The following is a 25544-nucleotide window of genomic DNA, read 5'->3' as shown; positions in this document are numbered from 1 at the left end:
TCAATTGCTGGCGGGCGCGAGCACTTCGAATTCCACGCTGTCGAGCACTTCGTCGCGCAGCCCCAGCAATTGCACGCGATGCATGCCCGGCTGCGGCTGCCAGCTCAGCTGGGGGCCGCTGCCCAGCAGCTTGCCGTCGATCTGCCAGCGCACCGCACGCGCCGTTTGCGCGCTGAGGGTCCAGTTGCCGCCGGCCGGGTCGAGCAGCAGTTGCTGGCCATGGCGCGGCACGCTGATGCGTGCGCCGCTGGGCAGGGCATCGCTGATCACGCGTTCGATCTCGCTGCCCTTGATGAACCATTCGCGGCGCACTGCTTCCAGCGGCGGTTCAAACACCACGATGCTGCTGAGCAGGCTGTCCGGCGCCTCCGGCGCGCGTGAGCTCTCGCTCTGCAGCGCGGCCAGGGTTTCCTGGGCGATGGCGAGCAGGCTGCGCGAGGCGTCTTCCGCATGGCGGCCGTGGTGGCTGAGGCTGGCCAGCACCGTGAAGCGATCCGTGCTGAGCACTTGCAGCTGGGTATGGCCGTCCGCCGAACTGAGGCTCCAGCCGCTGCGCCAGCCGTTCGGTCCATTGTCGCCAAGCATCGCCAGGGTGATGAAATTGCCCTCGATGCTGCCGATGCGGCGGCTCAGCGCGGCGTCCAGCGGCACGCCATAAGCGGGCAGGAAGTTGTTGCCAATGGCGGTATAGCTGCCCGCCACCAGGCTGCGCCAGGCATTGGCCAGCTGCAGCGGGCTGAGCTCGCTGAGCAGCGGGTCGGTGCTGTTGTCCAGACTCAGTTGGTGCAGGCGTTCGAGGGCGGCCTCGCTACCCACTTCATGCAGCAGATTGCGCAGCGCGCCGGCATTGCGGCTTTGCAGGGCGGCGCGCAGCGACAGCCAGGCGGTGCGCTGGCCGCTGCGCGCATCGCGGGCGTCGAGCACCGGATCGCCATCGATTAGCAAGCTGGCGGCGGTGTGGCTGCGCTGCTCGATGCCGAGGCTGGCCACAAAAGGCGCCCACCACAGTGCAAAGCGCTGGCGCTGCAGCAGCGGATCTTGCTCGCTGGCGGCATCGCTGGCCCAGGCGAGAATCTCGCCGCTGGCATTGTCGAGCACCAGGGCGGCGGCATGTTCGGCGCGGTTGCGCTCGAAGATCGCCAGCAGTTTGCGCTGGATGCCGGCATCCAGAGTGCTGCGGATGCTCTGCCCGGGCAGGCGCAAGAGGTCGCGCGCCAGCTGCGTGGCCAGGGTCGCGCGCGGCTGGTTGCGCGGCGTGTCCAGGCGCGCCTGGGCCAGGGTTTGCACTTGCGGACAGAGCTTGGCGTCCTGCAGTACCTCGGCCAGCGCACAGGCGCGCCGTGCCACCACGGCGGGGCGCGCATTCGGTCCGCGCAGCAAGGCGGCGAGGATCACCGCTTCGCGCCGCGTCAGCGCCTGCGGGCTGAGACGGAACAGCACCTGGCTGGCCGCGTTGATGCCTTCCAGATCGCCGCGGAACGGCGCCAGATTGAGGTAGGCCTCGAGAATCTGCAGCTTGCTCCAGCGCCGCTCCAGCTCCAGCGCGGCCAGGCTCTGATCCCATTTCTGCGCGATGCTGCGCCGCGCGCGACCTTGTTCGGGCAGGTGCAGGGCCGGGTCGAGCAAGCCGGCCAGCTGCATGGTCAGCGTCGACGCGCCGCGCTGCGAGCGGCTCCACAGGTTTTGCCAGGCAGCGCCGAGAAAGGCCTTCCAGTCCACCCCGGTGTGCTCGAAAAAGCGCTTGTCCTCGGCCGCCAGCAGGGCCTCGCGCATCGCTGGCGAGAGCCCCTGCAGGCTCACCCAGGGCAGGCGATGGACGCGGTTGTCGAGGCGCAGATCCGCCAGCAGCTCGGCATTGCGGTCGAGCAGCTGGGCCTCGGTGCTCTGGTGGCTGGCGCGCACCTGCTCGAAGCTGGGTAGCACGTCGACGGCCAGCGCAGTGGCACTCAGACACAGGGCGAGGCCGGCGAGCAGGCTGCGGATCAGGGGACGACTGAACATGGAGGCGCATTGTGCCGCATGTGTCGGCGGCGGCTGTCAGTGTGACGAAAGTTTGCGCCTGACGGCCTCAGTCCGCGTGCTCTGCGGTCGGGCACGCGGCGGCCACGGCGGCGCAGCGCGCAGCGTGGATCGCCTCGGGTAGCTTGCGCTTGTCGGCCAGACCGGCCACCACCGCGCCGGCATCGACCGCCGCGAAGGCGGCATAGGCGCGGCGCAGGCGCTCGGCTTGCGGATAAGGCTTGTCCTCGAAGCCGGTGCGGCCCTGGGCATCGCAGATGCAGGCTTCGAGCAGGGCCTCGAAGCGCGCCGGCCGGCGCAGCGCATCGACGCGTTCGAGCAGGCGGGTCAGCGTGTCCGCGCGCATCACCAGTGCCTGGTGCACCGTGCCGTGTTCGCGGGCGGCCAGCACGGCCAGCTCGCGGCAATCGGTCGGCACCTTGAGGCGCGCGCAGACGGCTTCTGCCAGCGGCACGCTGCGCGCTTCGTGGCCGTAGTGGTGGGGCAGCACATCGGCCGGCGTAGTGGCCTTGCCCAGATCGTGCAGCAGCGCTGCCCAGCGCACCGGCAGCGGCTGCTGGCGGCGCGCGGCGGCATCGACGACGAGCAGCACATGCACGCCGGTATCGATTTCCGGGTGATGCTGCGGCGGCTGCGGCACGCCGAACAAGGCGTCGAGCTCGGGCAGCAGGCGGGAGAGGGCGCCGCAGTCGCGCAGCACCTCGAACATGCGTGAGGGGCGTGCGTACATCAGGCCACGCGCGAGTTCCTGCCAGACGCGCTCGGCGACGAGGTGGTCGACTTCGCCGGCAGCGACCATCTCGCGCATCAGCTGCAGGGTTTCCGGCGCTACCGTGAAGTCGGCGAAACGCGCAGCAAAGCGCGCAATGCGCAGGATGCGCACCGGGTCTTCGGCAAATGCCGGGCTGACGTGGCGGAACACCCGATCAGCCAGATCCCGCTGGCCGCCGTAGGGGTCGATCAGCTTGCCCTCGGCGTCCTGCGCGATGGCATTGATGGTCAGGTCGCGGCGCAGCAGATCTTCTTCCAGCGTGACATCCGGGTCGGCATGCACCACGAAGCCGGTGTAGCCGCGCCCGCTCTTGCGCTCGGTGCGCGCCAGGGCGTATTCCTCGTGCGTCTGCGGATGCAGGAACACCGGGAAATCCTTGCCGACCGGCTTGTAGCCTTGCGCCAGCATCGCGTCTGGCGTGGCGCCGACGACCACCCAGTCGCGATCCTGCACCGGCAGGCCGAGCAGGCGGTCGCGCACGGCGCCACCGACGATGAAGGTTTGGAATGCAGGCGTGCTCATGGGGTGATGCTACCGCATGCCCGGATGGGCATGTGTTGTTGCACTGCAGTTTTGCTTTTTGCTGCCGTTAAAGCCGGAGTCGATATGCGGTCGTAGTCCGTTAGGGAATGCAGGAGGCTTGGCAGGTGCTGGTTTTTGCAATCATCTTGGTGGTTTTGGTCGTGGGCTTGGTATACGGGCTCACGCGGCGGGCTGCGTCCTCTGCCGGAGCAACTGTTGCCGCAGAGGCGCCTGAGCCGGAGTCGCTGCCCGCGCCTGCTGTAGCGGATCAGGAAGCCCTTGCCCGCCTGCTCGAAGCCATCCCCGAGGGGCTGTGCATCTGTGATCTGAATGGCAGCATCCGCCTGGCCAACAGCGCCTGCGCACACTGGTTCGGTGCGGCGGACAAGCAGGACCTGATCGGCCAGATGCCCTCGCACTTTCTCGCTGCCGAATCCTCCAGCCTGATCGCCCTGCAGTTCGCCGGCCTGCGCCCCGAACAGCAGCGCGCTGCCTTGTTCGAACACGATCTGACCCTGCACGACGGGCGCAGCTTTCCGGTCGAGGTCTGTGTCTCGCGCTGCAGTGATGAGCAGGGCAAGGACGCCGTGCTGCTGCAGTTCCGCGACATCGCCCTGCGCCGCCGTTACGAGGAGCGTTGGGTCGAGCAGCTGATGGTCGATGACGTCACCGAGCTGCCCAACCGGCGCATGCTGATGGACCGCCTGCACCAGGCCCTGGCCATGGGGCGGCGCGGCGCAGGCGCTTGCGCGGTGATGATGATCGACCTCGATCACTTCAAGCGCATCAATGAAACCGGCGGCCACAACTTGGGCGATGCCTTGCTCGCCGCCGCTGCCCAGCGTCTGCGCGTGACGGTGCGCGAGGCCGATACGGTGGCGCGCTTCGGTGGCGATGAATTCGTCGTCGTGCTCAGCGAGCCCGATCCGCATGCCGCGCCACTGCGCGTCGAATACGCGGCGCAGCGCGTGGTGGCCGCTTTTCAGGAGCCTTTCGAATTCGGCGACATCCAGATCGTCACCACGGCCAGTGTCGGCATTTCCGTCTGGCCGACCGATGGCGACGATCCCGATACCCTGATCCGCAATGCCGACACGGCGATGTACGAGATCAAGCAATCGACGCGCAACGGCTTCTGCCTGTTCAACCGCGAGATGAATCTGCGCGTGCGCAACAGCCTGCGTATCGATGCCAGCCTGCGTCTGGCGCTGGAACGCAATGAGCTGCGCGTGGTGTTCCAGCCGATTGTCGATGCCAACAGCCGCCGCGTCATGAAGGCCGAGGCGCTGCTGCGCTGGCATAACCCGGAGCTGGGCCATATCCCGCCGGACCGTTTCATCCCGCTGGCTGAAGAGACGGGTCAGATCGTCGCGATTGGCGCCTGGGTGCTCGAAGAGTCCTGTCGTCAGCTACTGATCCTGCAGGCGCAGCGCGGCGATGGCCTGCCGCTGATGATGAGCGTCAATGTCTCGGCACGGCAGCTGAGCGAACCCGACTTTGCCGCCAGCGTGGCGCAAACCGCCGAGCGCTTTGGTGTGCCGCCGCATCAGCTGGAGCTGGAGCTGACCGAGCGCATCCTGGTCGATGACAATCCGGTCGTGCACGACAATATCCGCGCCCTTGATGCGCTGGGCGTGAGCCTCTCGCTCGACGATTTCGGCACCGGCTATTCCTCGCTGAGCTACCTCACCCGCTTCCCGCTTGATACGGTCAAGCTCGACCGCTCCTTCGTGCAGGACATCGACAGCAATCCGCAAAGCCTGCAGCTGGCCACCGCGGTGATCGCCATGTGCAGCAGCCTGGGCCTGGCCCTGGTCGCTGAAGGCGTGGAGAACGGGGCCCAGGCCGAGCTCTTGCACAGTCGTGGCTGCGGTTATTTGCAGGGCTATCACTTTGGTCGCCCGGTGGCGCCGGAGGAACTGGCACGGGTGCCGGGCTTCGTCTCCGAGTCGGCGCTCAACGTGGCTTGAGGCTGGCTGCCTGCAGCGTCAGGCTGGCCTGCGGCAGGCGTGCGCCGATGCGTAGCGCCAGCTGACTGGCCGGCAAGGCGGCCAGGCGCTTGTTACCGCTCGGGCGCAGATTGGCGTTGAGCGCCAGTTGTCCGTCCTGCAGCTGGATCTTGCCCTGCAGGCTCATGTCGAAATTCTCGTTGTGGGTGTTCAGGCGTTCGACCTGCAAGGCGCCTTCGGCGACTTTGAAGCTGCCGGTGATCTCACCCAGCGCTGTGCTTTGCGCCGCGTTGGCGCTCAGCGTCTGGCCGGCCTGCAGGCTGGGCAGCACACGTTCCAGATCGAAACCCTGCCAGCGCGCATCGCGCACATAGACGCGCAGCACGCCGCTGGCCTGCTGGCGCAGGCTGCTGAGCTGATCGCCGCGGCTGCGGATGTCCAGCGTGGCATTGCCGAGGCCTGCCAGCGGCAGCGTGAAGCCGCCGTCGCGCTGCAGCGCGACGAGCTGCATGTCGCGCAAAGCTTCATAGCTTTGCAGCTCGCCGGATTTGCTGTCCCAGCTGAGGCTGCCGTTGAGGCGGCCGCCATAAGCCTGCAGGGCGTGATCGGGGAGCGAGAGCTTGCCGGCCGCCAGCTTGAGCGGCACCACCACCGAGCTCAGGTGCAGGCCGCCCAGTTGCAGCTGGGTCACTTGCAGCTGGGCGTCCAGCGTGATGTCCGGCAGGCGCTTCGCGTCGGGCAGCAGGCTGGTCAGCTGTTCGCGCTTGAGCAGGGCATCGACATCGAGCTGCAGGCTGCCCAGCTGAGCGCTGATCTCCGGTGTTTTGCGCTTGAGCACGCGGGTCTTCAGCTGCAGGCTGCCGGGCGCGCCGAAATCAAGCTGGGTGTTGCTGTTCAGGCTCTCTTCGCCTTCGTCGGCGGCGAGCCGCCATTGCGCTTGCGTCTGCACTTGGGCGCTGAGGCCACCGCCATTGAGCGCCGGATGCTGCAGGCTCAGCTTGCCGTTGCCGTGCTCCAGCGTCAGTAGCTTGTCACGCGGCTGATACAGCAGGCGGCCCTGCAGCGTGCTCTGCAGGCCCTGCTGGGCGCTGCCACGCCAGCGCAGGGCGGCCTCCACTCCAGCGCTGATCCCGTTGGCATCGTCGCCGAGTTCGCTGAGTTCCAGATTGGCTTCGCCCTGGCGCGCCAGGCTGGCATTCAGATGCATGGTCGGCGCCTGCCAGTGGCCGTCGCGCCATTGCAGGGCGGGAATCTGCAGGCTGCCGGTGCTGGCTTTGCTCTGGGCCTGAGGCGTTGTTTCGCTATAGCTCAGGCGCAGATCCTGCAGCTTGCCGCTGGCGAAATCCTCGCCGAAGGCATAGCGCGATTCGAGCTGCAGCTGGCCGGCCGGCAGTGGCGGGCTGCTGGCGGGCAGCAGCTCGGCATTGAGCAGCAGACGGCCGCTGTGATTCGATTGCAGGGCGCCAGCTTTGAGCGTGAGATGTTGCAGGCTCAGCTTGTGGCCGCTGCCGACATCGGCCAGGTTCAGGCTGGCGTCCAGCAGGCGCAGACCATCAAGATTGACGGCGACGCGCCGCGAGGCCTGCACCAGCAGATCGCTGATGTTCCAGTCACCCTGCGCATCACGCTGCAGGCGCAGCTGCAAGCCGTCGACCTCGGCGTGGCGCAGCACCAGGCGGTGGCGCAGCAGGGCCAGCAGGTCGAGCTCGAAATCGGCGCGCTGCCAGCGCGCGAAGTTGTCCTTGCTGTCCGCCTCCGACAGGCTGCCGGCGCTGCAATGCAGGCTTGGCCAGGGCCACAGGTCGAGCTTGAGGCCGTCGTCGAACTGCAGCTCGCGCTGGTACAGCGACTGCGCCAGATCCGCGAGCTCGTTCTCGATCTGCGCATCGTCGAAACTCAGGCGCAGGAACAGCGTCAGGGTCATCACGCCAGTGACCAGCATGCCCAGCAGGAAGCCGCTGGCCTTGACCAGCAGGGCCAGGCGCTGCGCAAACAACTGGGAGCGTTCGATGGTGTGCCCGGAGCTCATCGGTGATTCGGCAAGGCCGGCGTCTCAAGGAAGGAAGCTCCGGAGTGTGCAGCAAGGCGGGGGATTTTTGTAGTCGCGGCGCCTGTTCACGCCGGCCCGGCGGCTCCCTGCTCGGCCGTGTCGCGCGCCGGCAGGCTCAGGATGAAGCAGCTGCCGCCGCCCTCGGCGGCTTCGTGGCGTACGCTGCCGCCGTGTTTTTCGGCCACCGTGCGCACCATCACCAGCCCCAGACCTTGCCCGGCAATACCGCGCGCACTGGCGCCCGGCAGGCGGCCGAAGCGGCGGAACAGCAGTTTGCGCTCGGCCTCGGCAATGCCCGGCCCGTGATCACGGATCGAGGCTTCCCAGTGGCCGGCCACGCGTGTCAGGCGGATGTCGACCGGCTCGCCCGGCGCGCCGTATTTGATGGCGTTGGAGATCAGGTTGATCAGTGCGCGGCGCAGCAGTTCGGCGCTGCCCAGCACCAGGCACTCCTCGCTGCTGGCGGCCAGCTGCAGCGCATTGTGGCCATCGCGCGCCTGCGCCCACAGCTCGTCGCAGGCCTCCGCGCAGATCGCGTGCAGATCCACCAGCATGAAGCGCGCCGGATCGGCCGCCTCGATGCGTGACAGGCGGAACAGCTCGTCGGCCAGGTGCAGCGCGCTCTGCGCATGGCGGCGCAGGCGCGGCAGCCAGGCCGCGTCCTCGGCAGGTTCGTCGATCAGGCTCAGCAGCGAGGCCAGCGGTGCCCGCAAGTCGTGCGAGACAAAGCGCAAGGTGTCGTCACGCGCTTGCTGGGCGGCGCGCAGCTCGCTCAGATCGGCCAGGCCGATGACCAGGCCGGTGCGCTGGCCCTGGCTGTCCTGCAGTGCTGACAGCGAGGCGAGCACCGCAGTCGACGAGGGCAGCAGCACTTCGGCTTGCAGTGGTGTCTGCGGCGGCAAGGGCGTGCCGGCGGCGGTCTGGATGGCCGGTGGCCAGTGCAGCTGGTGCAGCTTGCGCAGCAGGCTTTCGTAATCGTTCGCGTCGAACAGCGCCAGCGCCTTGTCATTGGCATAGCGCAGCGCGCCTTGCGGCTGCAGCACCAGCACACCGACCGGCAAGTGGGCCAGCAGATCTTCGACCAGACGACGTGCTTCCTGACTGGCCTGGGTCGCCTGCCGGACGATTTCCAGACGCTGCTGCAGCGGGTCCACGCCGCCCTTGGCGGGCAGGGCCACGCTGTCGCGCAGCATCAGCAGTTCGCGGTCGAGATAGCGCTGGGTTGCTTCCAGGCGCCGCCAGCTCCACAGCGGATAGGCGATGAAGCAGGCCAGCAGCGCTGCGCTCGGCCCCAGCCACAGCGGCCAGATGCGCAGCAGCAGGAAGCTGCCCAGCAGCAGCGCCAGGCAGCTTGCCAGAGTGGCCAGCAGGCCGACGCGTGCACTGCTGCGCGCCAGCACCAGCAGCAACAGCAGGCTGCTCGTGGCGCTGAGCAAGGCCTGCCAGATCGTGCCGGCCTGGGCGATGCCGCTATCCTGGGCCAGCGCGGTGAGCACATTGGCGTGCACCTCGACGCCCGGCATCGGCCGATGCAAGGCCGCAGTGGGTACCGGCACGGTGTCGGAGAGGCCCAACGCGGTGGCGCCGACCAGCACCAGCTTGCCGGCCAGCTGGGCAGCGGGCACCCGGCCGCTGAGCACGTCGGCATACGACACCTGGGCAAAGCTGCCCGGCGGGCCGACAAAGGGAATGCGCAGCCAGCCGGCGCGCTGCCAGCCCTGAGTGACCGGCGGCAGCGCCGTGCTGGCGTGACCGCCGGCCAGCTGCCAGAGGGCGAGGGCTAGTTGCGGATGACGCGCGCCCTGCCAGCCTTCGTAGAGATAGACGCTGCGTGCGATGCCATCAGGATCGAGCTCGACCTGGATATGCCCCAGCGCCGCCGCCGCATGTTCGAGCACGGCGACCGGGCGCATCTCGCCGCTGATCTGCTCATCATGTTGCTGCTGGAAGACCGGCAGCACCACGTGGCCGTTGCGCAGCATGGCGGCGGCCAGCACCGGATCCTGCGCCTCGCTTTCGGCGAACATCAGATCCAGCGCCACGGCGCGCGCACCGGCTGCGCTGAGCTTGTCGATCAGCGCCGCATGCAGATTGCGCGGCCAGGGCCAGCGGCCGAGCTCGGCCAGGCTCTTGTCGTCGATGGCGACGATCAGCACATCCGCATTGGCCTGCCGCTGGATGTGCTGCTGCGCCCAGTCCTGCAGGCTCAGATCGAGCCGCCACAGCCAGCCGCCCAGCGCGGCCGCGCAGCCCAGGCCGCCGGCCAACAGGAGCACGCACAGCCATTCGACGAGGACGCGGCGGCGCGCAGTCATGCCGGCACCGTGCGGGGGCCGCGCCGGCTCACAGCGGAATCAGCCCCAGCAGCGGCAGCAGCCACAGCCAGCGCCAGTCGCGGGGCACTTCGAACTGCTGGGTGCTGCTCCATTGGCCGACGTAGCCATCCGCATCGGTGGCGCGCACCCGGATGTACCACAGCCCGGCGGGCGGGCGTGGCAGTTCGAGCGTATTGGTCGCGCTTTGCCGGCGCACCTGCGGCTGCGCAAAACTTGGCTCGCTGGCCATCTCGAATTCAAAGCGCTGCCCGGCTTCGCCCGGCCAGGCAAAGCTGAGCTGATCGCTGTCGATTTTCGGCGCCTCGGGCGGCCCTTGCAGCGCCTTGAGTTCGAAGCGCCAGGCATCGCCCCAGGGGCCGCGATCGGCTTCGCCCTTGATCGAGGCAAGGCGCCAGTAATAGCGGCCGAGCGGCAGTTGCAGACTGGCGCGGGTCTCCGTCAGATCGTCGCGGGCCGCCACGATGTCGGCAAAACCGGCATCGCGTGCCACCTGCAGACGGTAGCGCTGTGCTTCGCTTTGCTGCGTCCAGCGGAATTCCACGCCCTCGCTGCGCAGCTTGGCTTCAGGCACCGGTGCATTGGCAATCGGTGGTTCGGGGCGCGCCTTGAGACGGAAGCCGCCTTCGCCATCGAGGCCCTCGAGGCCGGCGGCGTCGACACCGCGCAGGCGGTAGCGGTAGTCGCCGTCAGGCAGCGCGGGGATGCGCGCCTCCTGCCCGCTGAGCAGCGCATCAAAGCGCGGCGTGGCAAAGCCGGCAGCGCCAGCTGCTGCATCGGCCACGCTGATCCGCCAGCCCGCCACGCCGGCCTGCTGCGGCAGGGGCAGGCGCACCAGCGGGCGCTCGAACAGCGCATCCGGCGCCAGCTGCGGGGCGGCGAGAAGTTTGACCGGCGCGCCGACACCGCCGGGCGCGATCAGGCTGCCAAAGCCGGCGGCAAGGGCGCGTGCGGCGCCGCTCTGGCCGCGGGCGGCGACCAGACCTTCGGTGACTTCCAGGCGCGCGTTCTTGCCGTCCTCATCGACCATGCTGCGAAAGCGCGTGCCGCGCACGCCGATGACGGCCGTGGGTGTGTGGATCTCGTAGCGCGCAGCCGGCCCGCGTTGCGGTGCGACCTCGTTCTCGATCCGCCCGCTGTCGAGCTGCACGCGGCTGGCCTGGGCGCCGCTGCGGCGCTCGCGCTGCAGGGTCTCGATGCGCAGGCGCGAGCCGGGCTTGATCACCAGACGCGAGCCATCCGGTAGGCGCAGCGCGGCATAGCCATCGGCGCTGCTGATCAGCGTCTCGCCGACTGCCAGCTTGTCACCCACGGCAAGCTGGCGTCCGCTGGCGGTACTGACCGTGCCGGCGAGGGTGTCGATCTCGGCGCTGAGTGGCGCCGCTTTGAGCAGGCCGGCGGGAATCTGCAGCAAGCTGCCTGGTTGCAGGCGCAGCGGATCGCGGATGCGATTGAGCCGCGCCAGTTTGCGCCAGTCGGCCGGGCGCGCCAGCAGGCGCTGGCTGATGCCGATCAGGGTATCGCCCGTTTTGATCGCATACGTCGTTGGCGTTGCGGCGGGCGCCGCCATGACAGGCAGGGCCGCGCTACCCAGGGCGAGTGCGCTGCTCAGCAAAACTTTTGTTACGAAGCGGTCCTTGCGCATCTGCGACGCCTTGCCCCTATTGATTTGCACGCCGATGATACGCCACACTCCCCGCAGCCGCAGGCGGCGACACAGCAATCAATACAATAAATCGAGAGGATCGGAAATGAGCTTTGCATCGGAGTTCAAGGAGTTTGCACTCAAGGGGAATGTGGTCGATCTGGCGGTCGGTGTGATCATCGGCGGCGCGTTCGGCAAGATCGTCGATTCCGTGGTCAATGACTTGATCATGCCGATTGTCGGTTCTGTCGTTGGCAAGATCGACTTCTCCAATCTCTACCTGGTGCTGGGCAGCGTGCCGGCCGGCGTCGAAAACAATCTGGCCGCCATCAAGAAGGCCGGCGTGCCGGTGCTGGCCTATGGCAATTTCATCACCATCGCGATCAATTTCACGATCCTCGCCTTTGTCATCTTCGTGATGATCAAGCAGATCAATCGCCTCAAGCGCGCCGAGGCACCGGCGCCGGTCGCCGCGCCGGTGACGCCGGAAGACGTGGTGCTGCTGCGCGAGATCCGCGACGCGCTGAAGAAGTAAGCCGATCTGCGGGTCGGCCGCAGCGCAGTTCAGCCGCATTCCGTTTTTTGCGCTGGGTATTTCGTCGCAGAGGGCGCAAAGCAAGACAGAAGGTCCGCAAAGGAAAGCACAATCGCTGTCCTTTGCGGACCTTCGCGTTTCTCTGTGTCCTTCGCGTCGACAGCCAGCCCGTCCAGCATGTCGCTGGCCCGCACTCGAAGCGGGGCGGATTTTTGTGCCTGCTGTGCTACTCAGCCCTCAGCCGTTTCGAGCTGTTCGAGGCGATAGCCGTAGTTGTAGGTCGGTGTCAGGCGGAAGCCGTTTTCGGGTTTGAGTTGCAACTTGGCGCGCACGCGCGAGATGTGGGTGTCGACGGTGCGCGTGACCAGATCGGGCGACACGCTCCACACCGCTTGCAGCATGTGGCCGCGCGAGAGCAGGCGGCCGATGTTGCGGAACAGGAACAGCGCCAGATCGAACTCCTTCTCGGTCAGCTCCAGCGGCTCGTCACGCAGGCAGATCTGTTTCCGGCCGGCGTCGATGCGATACGGCGGCAGTTCGATCAGGCTGGCGGCTTCAGGCCGGCTGCGGCGCATGATGGCGGCAATTCGCGACAGCAGCACGCGCTGGGAAACCGGCTTGATGATGAAATCATCGGCGCCCGCATTGAGGCCGGCGACGATGTCGTCTTCGCTGTCGAGCGCGGTGAGGAAGATGGCCGGCGTATTGTCCTCGCGCGTCTGGCGCAGCCAGGTGAGGAAGCTGCCGCCGGTCTGGTCGGGCAGCATCCAGTCGAGGATGTACAGATCGACGCTCTCGCGCGAGGCAAAGCGGATCAGGTCGCGCGTCAGGTGGAAGCCATGCACGTCATGGCCTTCGTTTTTGAGCCAGGCACTGGTCAGTGCGAACAGCGCGGCGTCATCTTCGAGTAGAGCGATTCTCACCAGCGAGCCCTTTGTCCAGTCATTGCAAAGTCTTCAGGCAGAGTCTGCCACGTAGGGATTGCTGCGCCGTTCGGTACCGAAATCCGACATCGGGCCGTGGCCCGGAATGAAGTCGATGTCGTCGCCCAGCGGGAACAGCTTGTTGCGTATGGCATGGATCAGGCTGGCGTGGTCACCGCGCGGGAAATCGGTACGTCCGATCGAGCCGGCGAACAGCACATCGCCGACGATGGCCAGCTTCGCCGCTGCGCTGTAGAACACCACATGGCCCGGCGTATGGCCCGGGCAGTGGATCACGCTCAGGGTCTGATTGCCTATGTGAATGGTATCACCGTCGTCGAGCCAGCGTGTCGGCACCACCGCACTCACCGCCGGGAAGCCGAACATGCGCCCCTGTTCGCTGAGTGCGTCGAGCCAGAAAGCTTCCTCGCGCTGCGGGCCTTCGATCGGCAATGCATATTTCTGCGCCAGATCGCCGCAGCCGCCGACGTGGTCGATATGCCCGTGGGTGAGCAGGATCTGCGTCAGCTTGACGCCATGCTTGGCGATTGCCGCCTCGATGCGCGGCAGATCGCCGCCGGGGTCGACGACCGCCGCTTGCAGGGTTTCATCGCACCACAGCAGGCTGCAGTTCTGGGCGAAGGGTGTGACGGGGATGATGGCGTAGCGCAGCATTTCTGGTCGGGAGTCGGGAGTCGGGAGTCGGGAGTCGGGAGTCGGGAGTCGGGAGTCGGGTTCAGAGGCTGATTGAGCGGCCGCCGTCTACGGCGAGGATCTGGCCGGTGACGTAGCGTGCTTCCAGCAGCAGGAAGCGTACGGCGACGGCGATGTCGTCTGGTGTGCCCTCGCGTTTGAGCAGGCTGTGTTCGACGATGGCGGCGCGTTCGGCGCTGCTGAACTGCCCGTCTTCGGGCCACAGGATGGCGCCCGGCGCGACGCCATTGACGCGCACCTGCGGCGCCAGCTCCACGGCCAGGGCGCGCGTGGCACCGGCCAGGCCGGCCTTGGCGGTGGAATACAGCGGGTAGCCGGCGAGCGGGCGCTCGGCATGGATGTCGATGATGTTCACGATGGCGCCGCCCTGCTCGCGCAGATGCGGCGCAGCGGCTTGCGCCAGCAGCAGGGGCGCGCGCAGATTGCTGCCGACGAGGTCGTGCCAGGCGGCTTCATCCATCGCGCCGACTGCGGTCGGGAAGAAGCTCGACGCATTGTTGACCAGACCGTCGAGCCGCCCGAAGCGCGCCACCACGGCCTCGATCAGCGGCGCCAGGCTGGCGACTTCGAGCAGGTCGGCCTGGAAGGCGGCGGCCGAGCCCGGACGCTGCGCATTCAAGCTGGCGCACAGCGCGGCGGCGGCGGAAGCCGAGCTGCGGTAATGCACGGCGATGTCGCAACCGGCCGCGTGCAGGCTGTGCGCAATCGCCGCGCCGACGCGGACCGCCGCGCCGGTGATGAGAACCAGGGGCGCGGCCATCAGTGTGCTTCCCAGATCACCGGCTGTTCTTCGCGCAAGGCCTGGCGCAGGGCGTCGAGCAGGGGCGCGATGCGTTGGGCCAGGCTGACCGGCGCCGCCATGCCGCGCGGCGCGTCCTCATCGTCTTCATTGTTTGCGGCTTGCCGGCTGGTGGCGCGGCTGTCCGCCAGGGCTGTGCTCAGCGCCTCGATGGCGGCCGGCAGCTGGCTGAGGGTGATGATGCCGCGCGCCTCTTGCGGATCTTTGCCGACGATCTCCAGCATCTGCTGGCCGACCGGGCCGAGCATCAGGATATCGGCGGTAGCGCCGGATTTGAATGTGATCAACACGACAAGTCCTCTTCATGCAGTGCCACAACGATAGCCCAGAACGGCGCTGCGTGGCGATCTGCTTGCGGGCCCTAGTCACAATGCCCGGTGTCGCGGTTGATCAGCAGCGGCCAGACGTATTTGAAGGCTTCGGGATTGGCGCAGGCGCTGGCGCAGTTGCTGAACGAGACGGTGGCTTTCGGTCCCTGTTCCCACATGCGTACGACGCAGGCATGGCGGCTGTGGCGCAGCTCGACATTGGGGCGGACGCGGGTTTGCTTCATGCCATCGAGCATGAATTCGCAGCGCCCCAGTTCCGGCACATCGACGATGGTGTGCAGGCTGCGCACCACGCCTTCGCGCACCTCGACCACCGACTCGCCGCGATAACCGGTTTCATTGGCGAAATTGCAGTGCGAGACGAGGTTCAGCGGCCGATCCGGCGGCAACTGCAGGCTGCGCTTGCCCAGCAGGCGGGAATTGACCTGCACCGCCGCCTCGCACAGCGTGCTGCTGCTCAGCAGGCTCAGGCTCAGCAGCAGACAAGGCAGACCTCGGATGCGACGCAGCATGCTGGACTCCCCGGCAAAGCCCGTTCAGTGGCGGAATGCTGGCAATTTAATGCGCGCCGTTGGCCTGTCAAGCGGGCGTGTGGGCGGGGCGATGATCGGTGGCTCAGTGCGGCAGATCGGGCCGCAACTGATGCAGCAGGGGCGCTGGCAGGCTGCCGGCGAGCTCGCAGGAGAGCACCGTGCGCGTGTCGGCCGGGCGGATCACCAGCCAGCGCACAGGCCTGGGCTCGGTCGGGAAGTCTTCATCGGCGCTGCAGGCCTCGGCTTGCCAGCGCTCGTCCTGCCAGCGCTCCTGCACGCAATAGACACCTTCCTTGTCGGCGCTGCTGCGTTGCAGGCGGCGGCCGACGGCCGGTGCTGCGCGGCGCAGCCAGTCACGCACATCAGCCGGCGTGGCGTCGATGTAGAAGCCCCAGCTGAGAAACTGCACTTCGAAGCGCGCAAAGCGCGACCAGGCCGACAGATCGGCGTCGAACCAGCCGGAGAGCGGCAGACCGTCGATGCGACGGGCGCGTTTGAAATCCAGCGTGGCAGGGCCGCCATAGGCTTCGGGTGGGGTTCGATTGGCGACGCGAAAGCTCGCCAGCGGCCCCCGGCGGGCGAAGGATTTTTCGCCCTGCCAGCGCGGCGCATCGGCGGCCAGCGCCTTGAACAGGCTGCCGTCGCAGGCGGCATGGGCGGCGAGCATGCGCACGCCGCTGTCCTGTGCAGCCTGCAAGGCGCTGCTGCAACAAGCGATCACCAGCAAACTGCCAAGCATGCCGCGTTTCATGCACCCCTCCTGCGTCGAGAAGCTGTGCGGGCCGCTGTGCTGCAGGCTCAGGCCGGCGTTTGCAGATGCCAGTCGGTGACCTGTTGCAGCTGGTGGGCCACGCCCAGCAAGCGCGCTTCGGAAAAATAATTGCCGATCAGCTGCAGGCCGACCGGCAAGCCGTCGGCGCCAAAGCCGGCCGGCGTGGACAAGCCCGGCAGACCCGCCAGATTGACGGCGATGGTGTAGATGTCGGCCAGATACATCTGCACCGGATCATCGGCCATCTGGCCCAGCGCCCAGGCGGTGGTCGGTGCCACCGGGCCGGCAATCACGTCGCACTGGCTGAGCGCCTGCTTGAAGTCTTCAGCAATCAGGCGGCGCAGCTGCTGGGCCTTGATGTAGTAGGCGTCGTAGTAGCCGTGCGAGAGCACATAGGTGCCGACCAGGATGCGCCGCTTCACTTCCGCGCCGAAGCCTTCAGCGCGGCTCTTCGAATACATCTGCGCCAGATCCTTGTAGTCGCTGGCGCGATGACCGTAGCGCACGCCGTCAAAGCGACTCAGATTGCTCGAGGCCTCGGCCGGGGCGATCACGTAGTAGGCCGGAATCGCCAGATGGGTGTTCGGCAGGCTCACTTCGACCGTCGTCGCGCCGAGCTTGCGCAGCTCGGCCAGGGCGTTGTCGACGGCGGCGCGTACATCGTCCGCCAGACCTTCGCCGAAGTATTCCTTGGGCAGGCCCACGCGTAAGCCGGCCAGCGGCGTGGCGAGTTCGCGTGTGTAGTCTTCGGCGGCGCGCTCCACGCTGGTCGAGTCGCGCGTGTCGAAGCCGGCCATGTGGTTCAGCAGCAGGGCGCAGTCTTCGGCGGTGTGGGCCATCGGGCCGCCCTGGTCGAGCGAGCTGGCGTAGGCGATCATGCCGTAGCGCGAAACCACGCCATAGGTCGGCTTGATGCCGGTGATGCCGCACAGGCCAGCCGGCTGGCGGATCGAGCCGCCGGTGTCGGTGCCGGTCGCGGCGGGGATCATGCCCGCAGCAATCGCCGCTGCCGAGCCGCCCGAGCTGCCGCCGGGAATGCGTTCGACATGCCAGGGGTTCTTCACCGCGCCATAGGCCGAGCTCTCGTTGGTCGAGCCCATGGCGAATTCGTCCATATTGGTTTTGCCCAGGCTCACCACGCCGGCCGCCTTGAGGCGGGTGACGACATGCGCGTCGTAGGGGCTGACGAAGTTCGCCAGCATCTTCGAGCCGCAGGTGGTCAGCACGCCCTCGGTACAGAACAGATCCTTGTGCGCAATCGGCACGCCCGCCAGCGGGCCAGCCGTGCCGGCGGCAATCGCCGCATCGGCAGCATCGGCGGCGGCCAGCGCGCCGTCGCGATCAACCGTGATGAAGGCATTGATCTGCGGATTTTTCGCATCGATGCGGGCGAGGTAGTCGGTGACCAGCTCGCGGCTGGAGATCTTTTTCTGCGCCAGATCGGCGGCGAGGGATTTGAGCGTCTGGTAGGTCATTTTGCGTTTTTCTTTCACCGCAAAGGCGCGAAGGAAAAGCAAAGGGCCGCAAAGGAAACCGTACAACAAGACTGGTTTTGCTTGCTTTGCTTTTCTTCGCGGCCCTTTGCGTCGCTTTGCGCCTTTGCGGTGAAGAGGGTTTTCATTTCACGGGTTTGACATGGCCCAGCCCGATTTCGACATGGTCGATCAGGGCGTGGATGAACTTGATGTGGATTTCCTGGATGCGGTCGGCGTAGCCGAAATGCGGCACGATGATCTCGGCGTCGGCCAGACCTTTCATCTTGCCGCCGTCCTTGCCGCTGAGCAGGATGGTCTTCATGCCAATGGCCTTGGCGGCCTTGATGGCGGCCAGGATATTGGCCGAATTGCCCGAGGTCGAGATGCCCAGCAGCACGTCGCCAGGACGGCCCAGGGCTTCGACCTGGCGCGAGAAGATGAATTCGAAGCCGTAGTCGTTGCCCACGCAGGTGATGTGCGAGGGGTCAGAGATGGCAATCGCCGCCAGGGCCGGGCGGTTGTCGCGGTAGCGGCCGGAGAGCTCTTCGGCAAAGTGCATGGCGTCGCAATGCGAGCCGCCATTGCCGGCCGAGAGAATCTTGCCGCCGGCTTGCAAGGCGTCGACGAGGATCTCGCCAGCTTTATCGACTTGCGCCAGCAGGGCTTCGTCCTTGATCACGCGCGCCAGCAGTTCGGCGCCTTCGGCGAGGTGTTGGGTCAAACGGGACATGCGGGAATCCTTTGGCTGTGCCCGGACATACGCTGAGAACGACCGGGCGTCAGGAGATGAGTGGGCTTATTCGATAACCTTGGGCACCAGATACAGGCCGCTTTCGGCCGCCGGCGCCACCGCCTGGAAGGCTTCGCGCTGGTTGCTCTCGGTGACGTCGTCGGCGCGCAGGCGCTGCACGACATCCTGCGGATGCGACATCGGGGCGACTTCGCGGGTGTCCACCGCCTGCATCTGGGCGATCAGGCCGAAGATCCCGTCGAGCTTGGCGCGGGTGGCTTCGGCCTCGTCCGGGGAGACTTCGATGCGGGCAAGGCGGGCGATACGGGCAACTTCTTCAAGCGTAAGAGACATGTCAGGCCAGATGAAATCGGAGTGGCTAATAGGGTAACATAGCCGACTATTTTGATTCCCCACAGCCATGCCGTGTCAGCTCTCTGACGCGGCTCACGGATACGCCCATGTTCGGACTTCTGCGCTCCTATTTTTCCAATGATCTTGCTATCGACCTGGGTACAGCGAACACGCTGATCTACGTGCGCGGCAAGGGCATTGTGCTTGACGAACCTTCGGTTGTGGCGATCCGCACCGAAGGCGGCCCCAACCAGAAAAAGACCATTCAGGCCGTCGGCCAGGCCGCCAAGCAGATGCTGGGCAAGACGCCCGGCAACATCACCGCCATCCGGCCGATGAAAGACGGCGTGATCGCCGACTTCACGGTCACCGAGCAGATGCTCAAGCAGTTCATCAAGAAGGTGCATGACTCGCGCCTGTTCTCCCCCTCGCCGCGCATCATCATCTGCGTGCCCTGCGGTTCGACCCAGGTTGAGCGCCGCGCGATCCGTGAATCGGCGCTGGGCGCCGGCGCGTCGCAGGTGTATCTGATCGAAGAGCCGATGGCGGCGGCCATTGGTGCCGATCTGCCGGTCTCGGACGCTACCGGCTCGATGGTCGTCGACATCGGCGGCGGTACCACCGAAGTTGGCGTGATCTCGCTGGGCGGCATGGTGTACGCCGGTTCGGTGCGCGTCGGCGGTGACAAGTTCGACGAAGCCATCGTCAATTACATCCGCCGCAACTACGGCATGCTGATCGGCGAAACCACCGCCGAATCGGTGAAGAAGCAGATCGGCTCGGCTTTCCCCGGCTCCGAAGTCAAGGAGATGGAAGTCAAGGGTCGCAACCTCGCCGAGGGTATTCCGCGCAGCTTCACGATCAGCAGCAACGAGATCCTCGAAGCGCTGACCGAGCCGCTCAATGCCATCGTCTCCGCGGTCAAGAACGCGCTCGAGAAGACGCCGCCCGAGCTGGGCGCCGACATCGCCGAGCGCGGCATGGTGCTGACCGGTGGTGGCGCACTGCTGCGCGACATCGACCGCCTGCTGATGGAAGAGACCGGCCTGCCGGTGATCGTGGCTGAAGAACCGCTGACCTGCGTGGTGCGTGGCTCGGGCATGGCACTGGAGAAGATGGACAAGCTCGGCTCGATTTTCACCAGCGAGTGATACGGGCTGTGAGGCAGCGCCGGGTGCATGCGAGCAGGGGCCTGACCGCGCTGCGGTGGGCACCGTGCTGCCCGGCCGCTGCCTTGTTGCAAACCTCAGGCCTCGAACCGCACTGACATGCCCGCAAGCTCCGGAAATCAGCCGCCGCCCTTTTTCCGGCGTGGCCTGCCGCCCTCGGCCAAGCTCACGCTCTACGTTGCCCTGTCGCTGGCGCTGCTGCTGGGCGACTTGCAGATCCGCTTTCTCGACACCCTGCGCCAGGGTGTGGCGATCCTCACTTATCCCTTGCAGATTGCGGCCGCGACGCCGGCTGAGTTCGCCAGCAATGTCGCCAACTACTTCAATGGACTGGTGACCCTGCAGCGCGAGAACGAACGGCTGCGCAATGCCCAGCTGCAGGTTTCGCAGCGCTTGTTGCGCGACGGCCAGATGGAGCAGGAGAACAGCCAGCTGCGCGCCCTGCTCGACATGCGTGACCGCGTCAAGGTGCGTGCCATCGCGGGCGAGGTGCTGTTTACCGCCCGCGATCCCTTCTCGCGCAAGGTGATTCTCGACAAGGGCGGCAATGCCGGTGTCGAAGCCGGTCTGGCGGTGGTCGATGGCGATGGCGTGATCGGCCAGGTGACGCGCGTGTTCCCGCTGCATGCCGAAGTGACCCTGCTGTCCGACAAGGAGCAGGCGATTCCGGTGCAGATCGAGCGCAGCGGTTTGCGCGCGGTGATGTTCGGTACCGGCTCGGGCCTGATGGAGCTGCGTTATCTGGCGGCCAATGCCGATGTGCGCGTCGGCGACCGCATCGTTACCTCGGGGCTGGACGGTGTCTTCGTGCCAGGTTTGCCGGTGGCCCAGGTGATTCGCGCCAGCCGCGATGCCGCCGAGTCCTTCGGACGCATTCTCTGCCTGCCGATTGGCGGCGTCGAAAAGAGCGGCGCGGTGCTGGTGCTGGGCCGCTCGGGCGGTCCGCAGCCGCCGCCGGATCAGGCAGCTGAAGATCCGCGTCGCACGGCGAGTGGCCGTGTGATTCTGCGTCATGAGCTGCAGTCGGCGCCGCATGCGCAGTCGGTCGCCCTGCCCAGTCCGACAAGCAGTGCGCCGGCGGCAGCCAGCGCAGTCAAGGGAGCACCCTGATGCTGACCAATCGTTCCAGCCGCATTCTCCTGCCGGTGCGCAACAGCTTTGTCATCGGCTCCTTGCTGGTGGCCCTGGTGCTGCACTTCGTGCCGATGGGGCGTTTCTACGCCATCCCCGATTTCGTCGCCCTGGTGCTGGCCTTCTGGTGCGTGCGCGAGCCGCTGATGGTCGGCATGGGAATGGCCTTCCTGCTCGGCGTGATCGTCGACGTCGCGCACGGTGCGGTGATGGGTCAGCATGCCCTGGCCTATGTGCTGCTGGCCTACGCCAGCATCGTCATGTCGCGCCGCCTGCTGTGGTTCTCGCCCAGCGCGCAGGCGCTGCACATGGTGCCGGTGTTCCTCGGTGCGCAGATCGTCATGCTGGTGGTGCGCCTGCTGGTCGGCGGCCGCTTCCCCGGCTGGACCTATTTCTTCTCCAGTTTCACGACGGCCGCGCTGTGGATGCCGGTGCATTACATCCTGCTGATCCCGCAGATGCGTCCGATTGATCGTGATGACAACAGGCCGATATGAGGGGCTAGGGCCCAGGGATGAGGGGCTAGCGAGATTCCGCGCTGTAGCGCGCAAACTTTTATCTAGCCCCTAGCCCCTAGCCCCTAGCTACACCCCGATATGGAACTCAAGGCTCCCGAACAGGAACTCTCGCGTTTTCGCGCCCGCATCGCGGTGGCGGGGGTGTTCGTGCTCGTCTGCTTCAGCCTGATCCTGGCGCGCTTCGTGTTCCTGCAGGTGGTCAAGCACGACTACTACACCACGCGCGCCGAGGAGAACCGCATCTCCCTGGTGCCGATCGTGCCCAATCGCGGCCTGATCGTCGATCGCAACGGCGTGATCCTGGCGCGCAATTACTCGGCCTACACGCTGGAAATCACGCCGTCCAAGGTGCGCAATCTGGAGGCCACCATCGACGAGCTGGCCGAGGTGCTGGACATCCAGCCCAAGGACCGCAAGCGCTTCAAGAAACAGCTCGACGAGAGCAAGAACTTCGAATCGCTGCCGATCCGCACCCGCCTGAGTGATGCCGAGGTGGCGCGCTTTATCGCCCAGCGTTACCGCTTTCCGGGGGTCGAGATCCGCGCCCGCCTGTTCCGCCAGTATCCGCAGGGCGAGCTCGCGTCGCATGCGCTCGGTTACATCGGCCGCATCAATCGCAAGGAAGCGGAGGCGATCGATGACGACGAGGACATGGCGGCCAATTACCGGGGTACCGAGCACATTGGCAAGACCGGCCTGGAGCAGAGCTACGAGAAAAGCCTGCACGGCACCACCGGTTTCGAGCAAGTCGAGGTCGACGCCGCCGGCCGCGCTGTGCGCAGCCTCAGCCGCACGCCGCCGGTACCGGGCGACAACCTGATCCTGACCATGGACGCTGAGCTGCAGAAGATCGCCGAGCAGGCCTTCGGCAACCGGCGTGGCGCGCTGGTCGCCATCGAGCCGGGCACCGGCGGTGTGCTGGCCCTGGTGTCCAAGCCGACCTTCGACCCGAATCTTTTCGTCGACGGCATCGACTCGACCAACTGGGATGCGCTCAATACCTCGCCGGACAAGCCGCTGCTGCACCGGGCGATCTATGCGGCCTATCCGCCGGGCTCCACCTTCAAGCCCTTCATGGCACTGGCGGCGCTGATGACCGGCAAACGCACACCGTCGCAAAGCATCAATGACCCCGGTTTCTTCGTCTTCGGCAATCACGTTTTCAATGACGACAAGAAGGGCGGTCATGGCAGCGTGGACATGGTCAAGTCCATCGTGCAGTCCTGCGACACCTATTACTACATCCTCGCCAATGACATGGGGATCGATCTGATCGCCAGCACGGTCGGCCAGTTCGGTTTCGGCGCACGCACCGGCATCGATCTGCAGGGCGAGGCCGAAGGCGTGCTGCCCTCGCCAGCCTGGAAGAAGCGCCGCTTCAAGAAGCCCGAGACGCAGAAGTGGTATGCCGGTGAGACCATTTCCATCGGCATTGGTCAGGGTTACAACGCCTACACACCGATCCAGCTGGCACATGCCACGGCGACCCTGGCGGCCGGCGGCGTGATGTTCAAGCCGCACCTGGTGCGCTACGTGGAAGACGTCAAGAGCGGCAAGCGCACGCTAATCGAGCCGACGCCGATCAAGACCATTCCGATCCTGCCCGATCAGCTGGAGGTGATCCGCAGCGCGATGGTGCAGGTCAATAAATGGGGAACCGGTGCCCGCGCCTTTGCCGGCGTCGAATACGAGGTGGCCGGCAAGACCGGGACGGCCCAGGTCTACTCGCTCAAGGGCGAGAAGTACAAGGCCAGCGATACGGCCGAGCATCTGCGCGACCACGCGCTCTACATCGCCTTTGCGCCGGCCGACAAGCCGACCATTGCGCTGGCGGTGGTGGTCGAAAACGGTGGTTTCGGTGCCGAGTCAGCCGCGCCGATTGCACGCCAGGTGCTCGACTACTACATTCGCGGCAAGCGGCCCGCCGGGCCGGCGGCCGAGCAATCTGGCGCGGAGGACGAATGATGCGGAGAGCCGGGAGTCGGGAGTCGGGAGTCGGGTGTGACGCTGAGTCGTTTTTGCCTCAATTCATAGCCAGAGGCACGCATGCAATTTGATCCCATCGGCTGGTTGCGGCGCATCTTCGCCCCGGTCGATCCCTGGCTGTTCGGCATCCTCATGACCACCCTGGTGGGCGCTTTCGTCGTCATGATGAGTGCTTCGCCCGAGCGTTTCCAGGCGCACAGCGTGAACGTCATCGCGGCCATGCTGCTGATGATCATCGCCGCGCATATGCGCGTTCAACGCCTCTACAGCTTGGCCTTGCCGCTCTATGTGCTGGGCGTGCTGCTGCTGATTGCGGTGGCCCTGTTCGGCGATACCTCCAAGGGTGCCACGCGCTGGCTCAACATTGGCATCGGCCGCATCCAGCCCTCCGAGCTGATGAAGATCGCCATGCCGCTGATGCTTGCCTGGTACTTCCAGCGGCGCGAAGGCAGCCTCAAGGTGCGTGACTTCCTCGCCGCCGGCATGTTGCTGATGGTGCCGGTCGGCCTGATTGCCAAGCAGCCCGATCTGGGCACCGCGATCCTGGTGTTCGGCGCGGGCGTCTTCGTCATCTTCTTCGCCGGCCTGTCCTGGAAACTGATCGTGCCGGTGACGGCGCTGGGCCTGGCGGCCGTGGTGGCGATCATCAGCTATCAGAGCGAGATCTGCTCGCCCGGGGTGAAGTGGCCGGGCTTGCGTGACTACCAGAAGCACCGCGTGTGCACCTTGCTCGACCCCTCCTCCGATCCGCTCGGCAAGGGCTTCCACACCATCCAGTCCACCATTGCGGTCGGCTCCGGCGGCATTCTCGGCAAGGGCTGGCGCGCAGGGACGCAAGCGCATCTGGACTTCCTGCCCGAGCGCCATACCGACTTCGTGCTCGCCGTGCTGTCGGAAGAATTCGGCCTGGTCGGCGTGATCGTGCTGGTCATCCTTTACGGCATGCTCATCGCGCGGGGTCTGGCGATCGCCGCCAATGCGCCCAATCTGTTCTCGCGCCTGCTGGCCGGCGCGATCACCATGACCTTGTTCACCTATGCCTTCGTGAACATGGGCATGGTCGGCGGCGTGCTGCCGGTGGTGGGCGTGCCGCTGCCCTTCGTGAGTTATGGCGGCACCGCGCTGACCACGCTGTGTCTGGGCGTCGGCATCCTGATGAGCATCGGACGCTACCGCCTGCGCGGAGGCAAGAACTGATGCGCCGCTGTGCCGGATATGGCCTGGCGCTGCTGAGCCTGCTGCTCGCTGCCTGTGCCAGCCCGCCCGTGGCCCGTGTCGAGACGCGTCCGCCGCCGCCGGCGACGCGCCTGCCTGATGCGCGCCCCGAAGCACGCGTCGAGGCGCGCCCGGCGGAAACGCGGCCGCCTGCCAGCGCCAGTAGCAGCAGTCGCAAAGGCGGCGGCTATTACAAGGACGACGGTCCCGGCGACAATCCGCCCGATCTGGCCAGCATCCCGAATGCGCAACCGCGCGCGGAACCCCTGCTGGCGCGCGCCAACCGTCCGTATGAAGCGCTGGGGCTGAGTTTCACGCCGATGCAGCAATTGCAGCCCTATCGCGCACGTGGCACGGCCAGTTGGTACGGTCGCCGCTTCCACGGTGCCAAGACTTCCAGCGGCGAACCCTACGATATGTACGGCATGACCGCCGCGCATCCGACTTTGCCGATTCCGAGCTATGTGCGCGTGACCAATCTGGCCAATGGCAATTCGGTCATCGCCCGCGTCAATGATCGTGGCCCCTTTCACAAGGGGCGGCTGATCGATCTCTCCTACACTGCCGCCTGGAAGCTCGGCTATGCCGACAAGGGCTCGGCCGAGGTCGAGGTCGAGGCGATCATTCCGGAAGAGGTGAACATGATTGCCTCCAACATCCCGCCGCTGCGCAATGTCAAAGCGCCAGCGCCCCTGCCTGCGCCTGCCAGCGAGCCGGTGGCCGATGTCGGCGCCTTGCTGGCCAGCCTGCCCGAGGCCTCTGCACCGGCCGCCAGCAGTGCGCCGCCGGCCGACAGCAGCGTCAGCCCGGCTAGCCTGGCCAACGGGGTTTATCTGCAGTTGGGGGCGTTCAGCTCGCTGCGCAATGCCGAGAGCTTTCGCGAATACGCCCTGCAGGCGCTGCGCCCGATGCAGCAGAACATCGCCATCGTCGCCGAGGGCCAGCGCTACCGCCTGCACATGGGGCCGTTCAGCAGCGCCGATGACGCACGCAGCGCCAGCACCCTGGTCACCAGCCGCCTGCGTCTGAACCCCTTCATCGTCTATCCGCAGCGCCAGGCGCTGAACTGAT

The 25544-nt window shown here is 66.5% G+C and carries 22 protein-coding genes; 8 read left to right on the top strand and 14 right to left on the bottom strand.

What is annotated here, in order from left to right; all coding sequences use genetic code 11:
* Both ABDB84_RS03735 and ABDB84_RS03730 read right to left on the bottom strand, forming a co-directional pair.
* Entirely contained in the window at positions 1–2001 is a 2001-nt protein-coding gene (locus ABDB84_RS03735) for a transglycosylase domain-containing protein (protein ID WP_345918340.1), read from the bottom strand.
* Positions 2002–2068: 67 nt separating this feature from the next.
* Positions 2069–3313: a multifunctional CCA addition/repair protein gene (locus ABDB84_RS03730; protein ID WP_345918339.1), complete on the bottom strand. Its 1245-nt coding sequence runs from the start codon at positions 3311–3313 to the stop codon at positions 2069–2071.
* 161 nt (positions 3314–3474) lie between these two features.
* Between ABDB84_RS03730 and ABDB84_RS03725 the strand changes: the two genes are divergently transcribed.
* The gene (locus ABDB84_RS03725) at positions 3475–5283 is read left to right on the top strand and encodes a putative bifunctional diguanylate cyclase/phosphodiesterase (RefSeq protein ID WP_345918338.1); all 1809 of its coding nucleotides are present in this window, start codon (positions 3475–3477) and stop codon (positions 5281–5283) included.
* On the opposite strand, the gene ABDB84_RS03720 is transcribed toward ABDB84_RS03725, so the two are convergent.
* The 3 genes from ABDB84_RS03720 to ABDB84_RS03710 all read right to left on the bottom strand — a co-directional run bounded on the left by ABDB84_RS03720 (position 5270) and on the right by ABDB84_RS03710 (position 11290).
* Entirely contained in the window at positions 5270–7291 is a 2022-nt protein-coding gene (locus tag ABDB84_RS03720) for an AsmA family protein (RefSeq protein ID WP_345918337.1), read from the bottom strand. The genes ABDB84_RS03725 and ABDB84_RS03720 overlap by 14 nt on opposite strands.
* Before the next feature lie 86 nt (positions 7292–7377).
* The gene (locus tag ABDB84_RS03715) at positions 7378–9627 is read right to left on the bottom strand and encodes a CHASE2 domain-containing protein (RefSeq protein ID WP_345918336.1); all 2250 of its coding nucleotides are present in this window, start codon (positions 9625–9627) and stop codon (positions 7378–7380) included.
* Between the two features lie 28 nt (positions 9628–9655).
* The gene (locus ABDB84_RS03710; RefSeq protein WP_345918335.1) at positions 9656–11290 is read right to left on the bottom strand and encodes a FecR domain-containing protein; all 1635 of its coding nucleotides are present in this window, start codon (positions 11288–11290) and stop codon (positions 9656–9658) included.
* Between the two features lie 106 nt (positions 11291–11396).
* On the opposite strand from ABDB84_RS03710, the gene mscL reads away from it, so the two are divergent.
* Positions 11397–11825 carry a large conductance mechanosensitive channel protein MscL gene (gene mscL / locus ABDB84_RS03705; RefSeq protein WP_345918334.1) on the top strand — a complete coding sequence of 143 codons (429 nt, stop codon included), beginning with the start codon at positions 11397–11399 and terminating at the stop codon, positions 11823–11825.
* A gap of 230 nt (positions 11826–12055) precedes the next feature.
* Here mscL and ABDB84_RS03700 read toward each other — a convergent pair whose 3' ends face one another.
* From ABDB84_RS03700 to gatC, 9 genes are all read right to left on the bottom strand, one after another.
* Positions 12056–12748 carry a response regulator transcription factor gene (locus tag ABDB84_RS03700; RefSeq protein WP_345918333.1) on the bottom strand — a complete coding sequence of 231 codons (693 nt, stop codon included), beginning with the start codon at positions 12746–12748 and terminating at the stop codon, positions 12056–12058.
* Positions 12749–12781: 33 nt separating this feature from the next.
* Entirely contained in the window at positions 12782–13423 is a 642-nt protein-coding gene (locus tag ABDB84_RS03695; protein ID WP_345918332.1) for an MBL fold metallo-hydrolase, read from the bottom strand.
* A gap of 61 nt (positions 13424–13484) precedes the next feature.
* Entirely contained in the window at positions 13485–14222 is a 738-nt protein-coding gene (locus ABDB84_RS03690; protein WP_345918331.1) for a pteridine reductase, read from the bottom strand.
* Positions 14222–14551 (bottom strand): DUF1840 domain-containing protein, encoded by a 330-nt coding sequence (locus ABDB84_RS03685; protein WP_345918330.1) that lies wholly within the window; start codon positions 14549–14551, stop codon positions 14222–14224. Before ABDB84_RS03685 ends, ABDB84_RS03690 begins: the two co-directional genes overlap by 1 nt.
* A 71-nt stretch (positions 14552–14622) precedes the next feature.
* Complete coding sequence (locus tag ABDB84_RS03680) at positions 14623–15102, bottom strand: hypothetical protein (protein ID WP_345918329.1); 480 nt, start codon at positions 15100–15102, stop codon at positions 14623–14625.
* A 103-nt stretch (positions 15103–15205) separates the two neighbouring features.
* Positions 15206–15874, bottom strand: a complete 669-nt coding sequence (locus tag ABDB84_RS03675) for a hypothetical protein (protein ID WP_345918328.1) — start codon at positions 15872–15874, stop codon at positions 15206–15208.
* Between the two features lie 47 nt (positions 15875–15921).
* Complete coding sequence (gene gatA / locus ABDB84_RS03670; RefSeq protein WP_345918327.1) at positions 15922–17370, bottom strand: Asp-tRNA(Asn)/Glu-tRNA(Gln) amidotransferase subunit GatA; 1449 nt, start codon at positions 17368–17370, stop codon at positions 15922–15924.
* 142 nt (positions 17371–17512) lie between these two features.
* Positions 17513–18100: a D-sedoheptulose 7-phosphate isomerase gene (gene lpcA, locus ABDB84_RS03665; RefSeq protein WP_345918326.1), complete on the bottom strand. Its 588-nt coding sequence runs from the start codon at positions 18098–18100 to the stop codon at positions 17513–17515.
* Between the two features lie 66 nt (positions 18101–18166).
* Positions 18167–18454 carry an Asp-tRNA(Asn)/Glu-tRNA(Gln) amidotransferase subunit GatC gene (gene gatC / locus ABDB84_RS03660; RefSeq protein WP_345918325.1) on the bottom strand — a complete coding sequence of 96 codons (288 nt, stop codon included), beginning with the start codon at positions 18452–18454 and terminating at the stop codon, positions 18167–18169.
* A 107-nt stretch (positions 18455–18561) separates the two neighbouring features.
* Here gatC and ABDB84_RS03655 point away from each other — a divergent pair, with 107 nt between their 5' ends.
* The 6 genes from ABDB84_RS03655 (at position 18562) to ABDB84_RS03630 (ending at position 25543) form a co-directional block, all read left to right on the top strand.
* The gene (locus ABDB84_RS03655; RefSeq protein WP_345918324.1) at positions 18562–19605 is read left to right on the top strand and encodes a rod shape-determining protein; all 1044 of its coding nucleotides are present in this window, start codon (positions 18562–18564) and stop codon (positions 19603–19605) included.
* Positions 19606–19722: 117 nt separating this feature from the next.
* Positions 19723–20733, top strand: coding sequence for a rod shape-determining protein MreC (gene mreC / locus ABDB84_RS03650; RefSeq protein WP_345918323.1), 1011 nt, complete (start codon positions 19723–19725; stop codon positions 20731–20733).
* Positions 20730–21251 (top strand): rod shape-determining protein MreD, encoded by a 522-nt coding sequence (gene mreD, locus ABDB84_RS03645; protein ID WP_345918358.1) that lies wholly within the window; start codon positions 20730–20732, stop codon positions 21249–21251. Before mreC ends, mreD begins: the two co-directional genes overlap by 4 nt.
* A 99-nt stretch (positions 21252–21350) precedes the next feature.
* On the top strand, positions 21351–23237 hold the full coding sequence (gene mrdA / locus ABDB84_RS03640; RefSeq protein ID WP_345918322.1) for a penicillin-binding protein 2: 1887 nt from the start codon (positions 21351–21353) through the stop codon (positions 23235–23237).
* A gap of 81 nt (positions 23238–23318) precedes the next feature.
* Complete coding sequence (rodA, locus tag ABDB84_RS03635; RefSeq protein ID WP_345918321.1) at positions 23319–24455, top strand: rod shape-determining protein RodA; 1137 nt, start codon at positions 23319–23321, stop codon at positions 24453–24455.
* Entirely contained in the window at positions 24455–25543 is a 1089-nt protein-coding gene (locus ABDB84_RS03630; protein WP_345918320.1) for a septal ring lytic transglycosylase RlpA family protein, read from the top strand. Before rodA ends, ABDB84_RS03630 begins: the two co-directional genes overlap by 1 nt.
* The last annotated feature ends 1 nt before the right edge of the window (position 25544 follow it).

It is taken from the genome of Uliginosibacterium sediminicola (genome assembly GCF_039631295.1).
Classification (GTDB): domain Bacteria; phylum Pseudomonadota; class Gammaproteobacteria; order Burkholderiales; family Rhodocyclaceae; genus Viridibacterium; species Viridibacterium sediminicola.
This window is presented reverse-complemented; position numbering and strand designations above follow the sequence as displayed.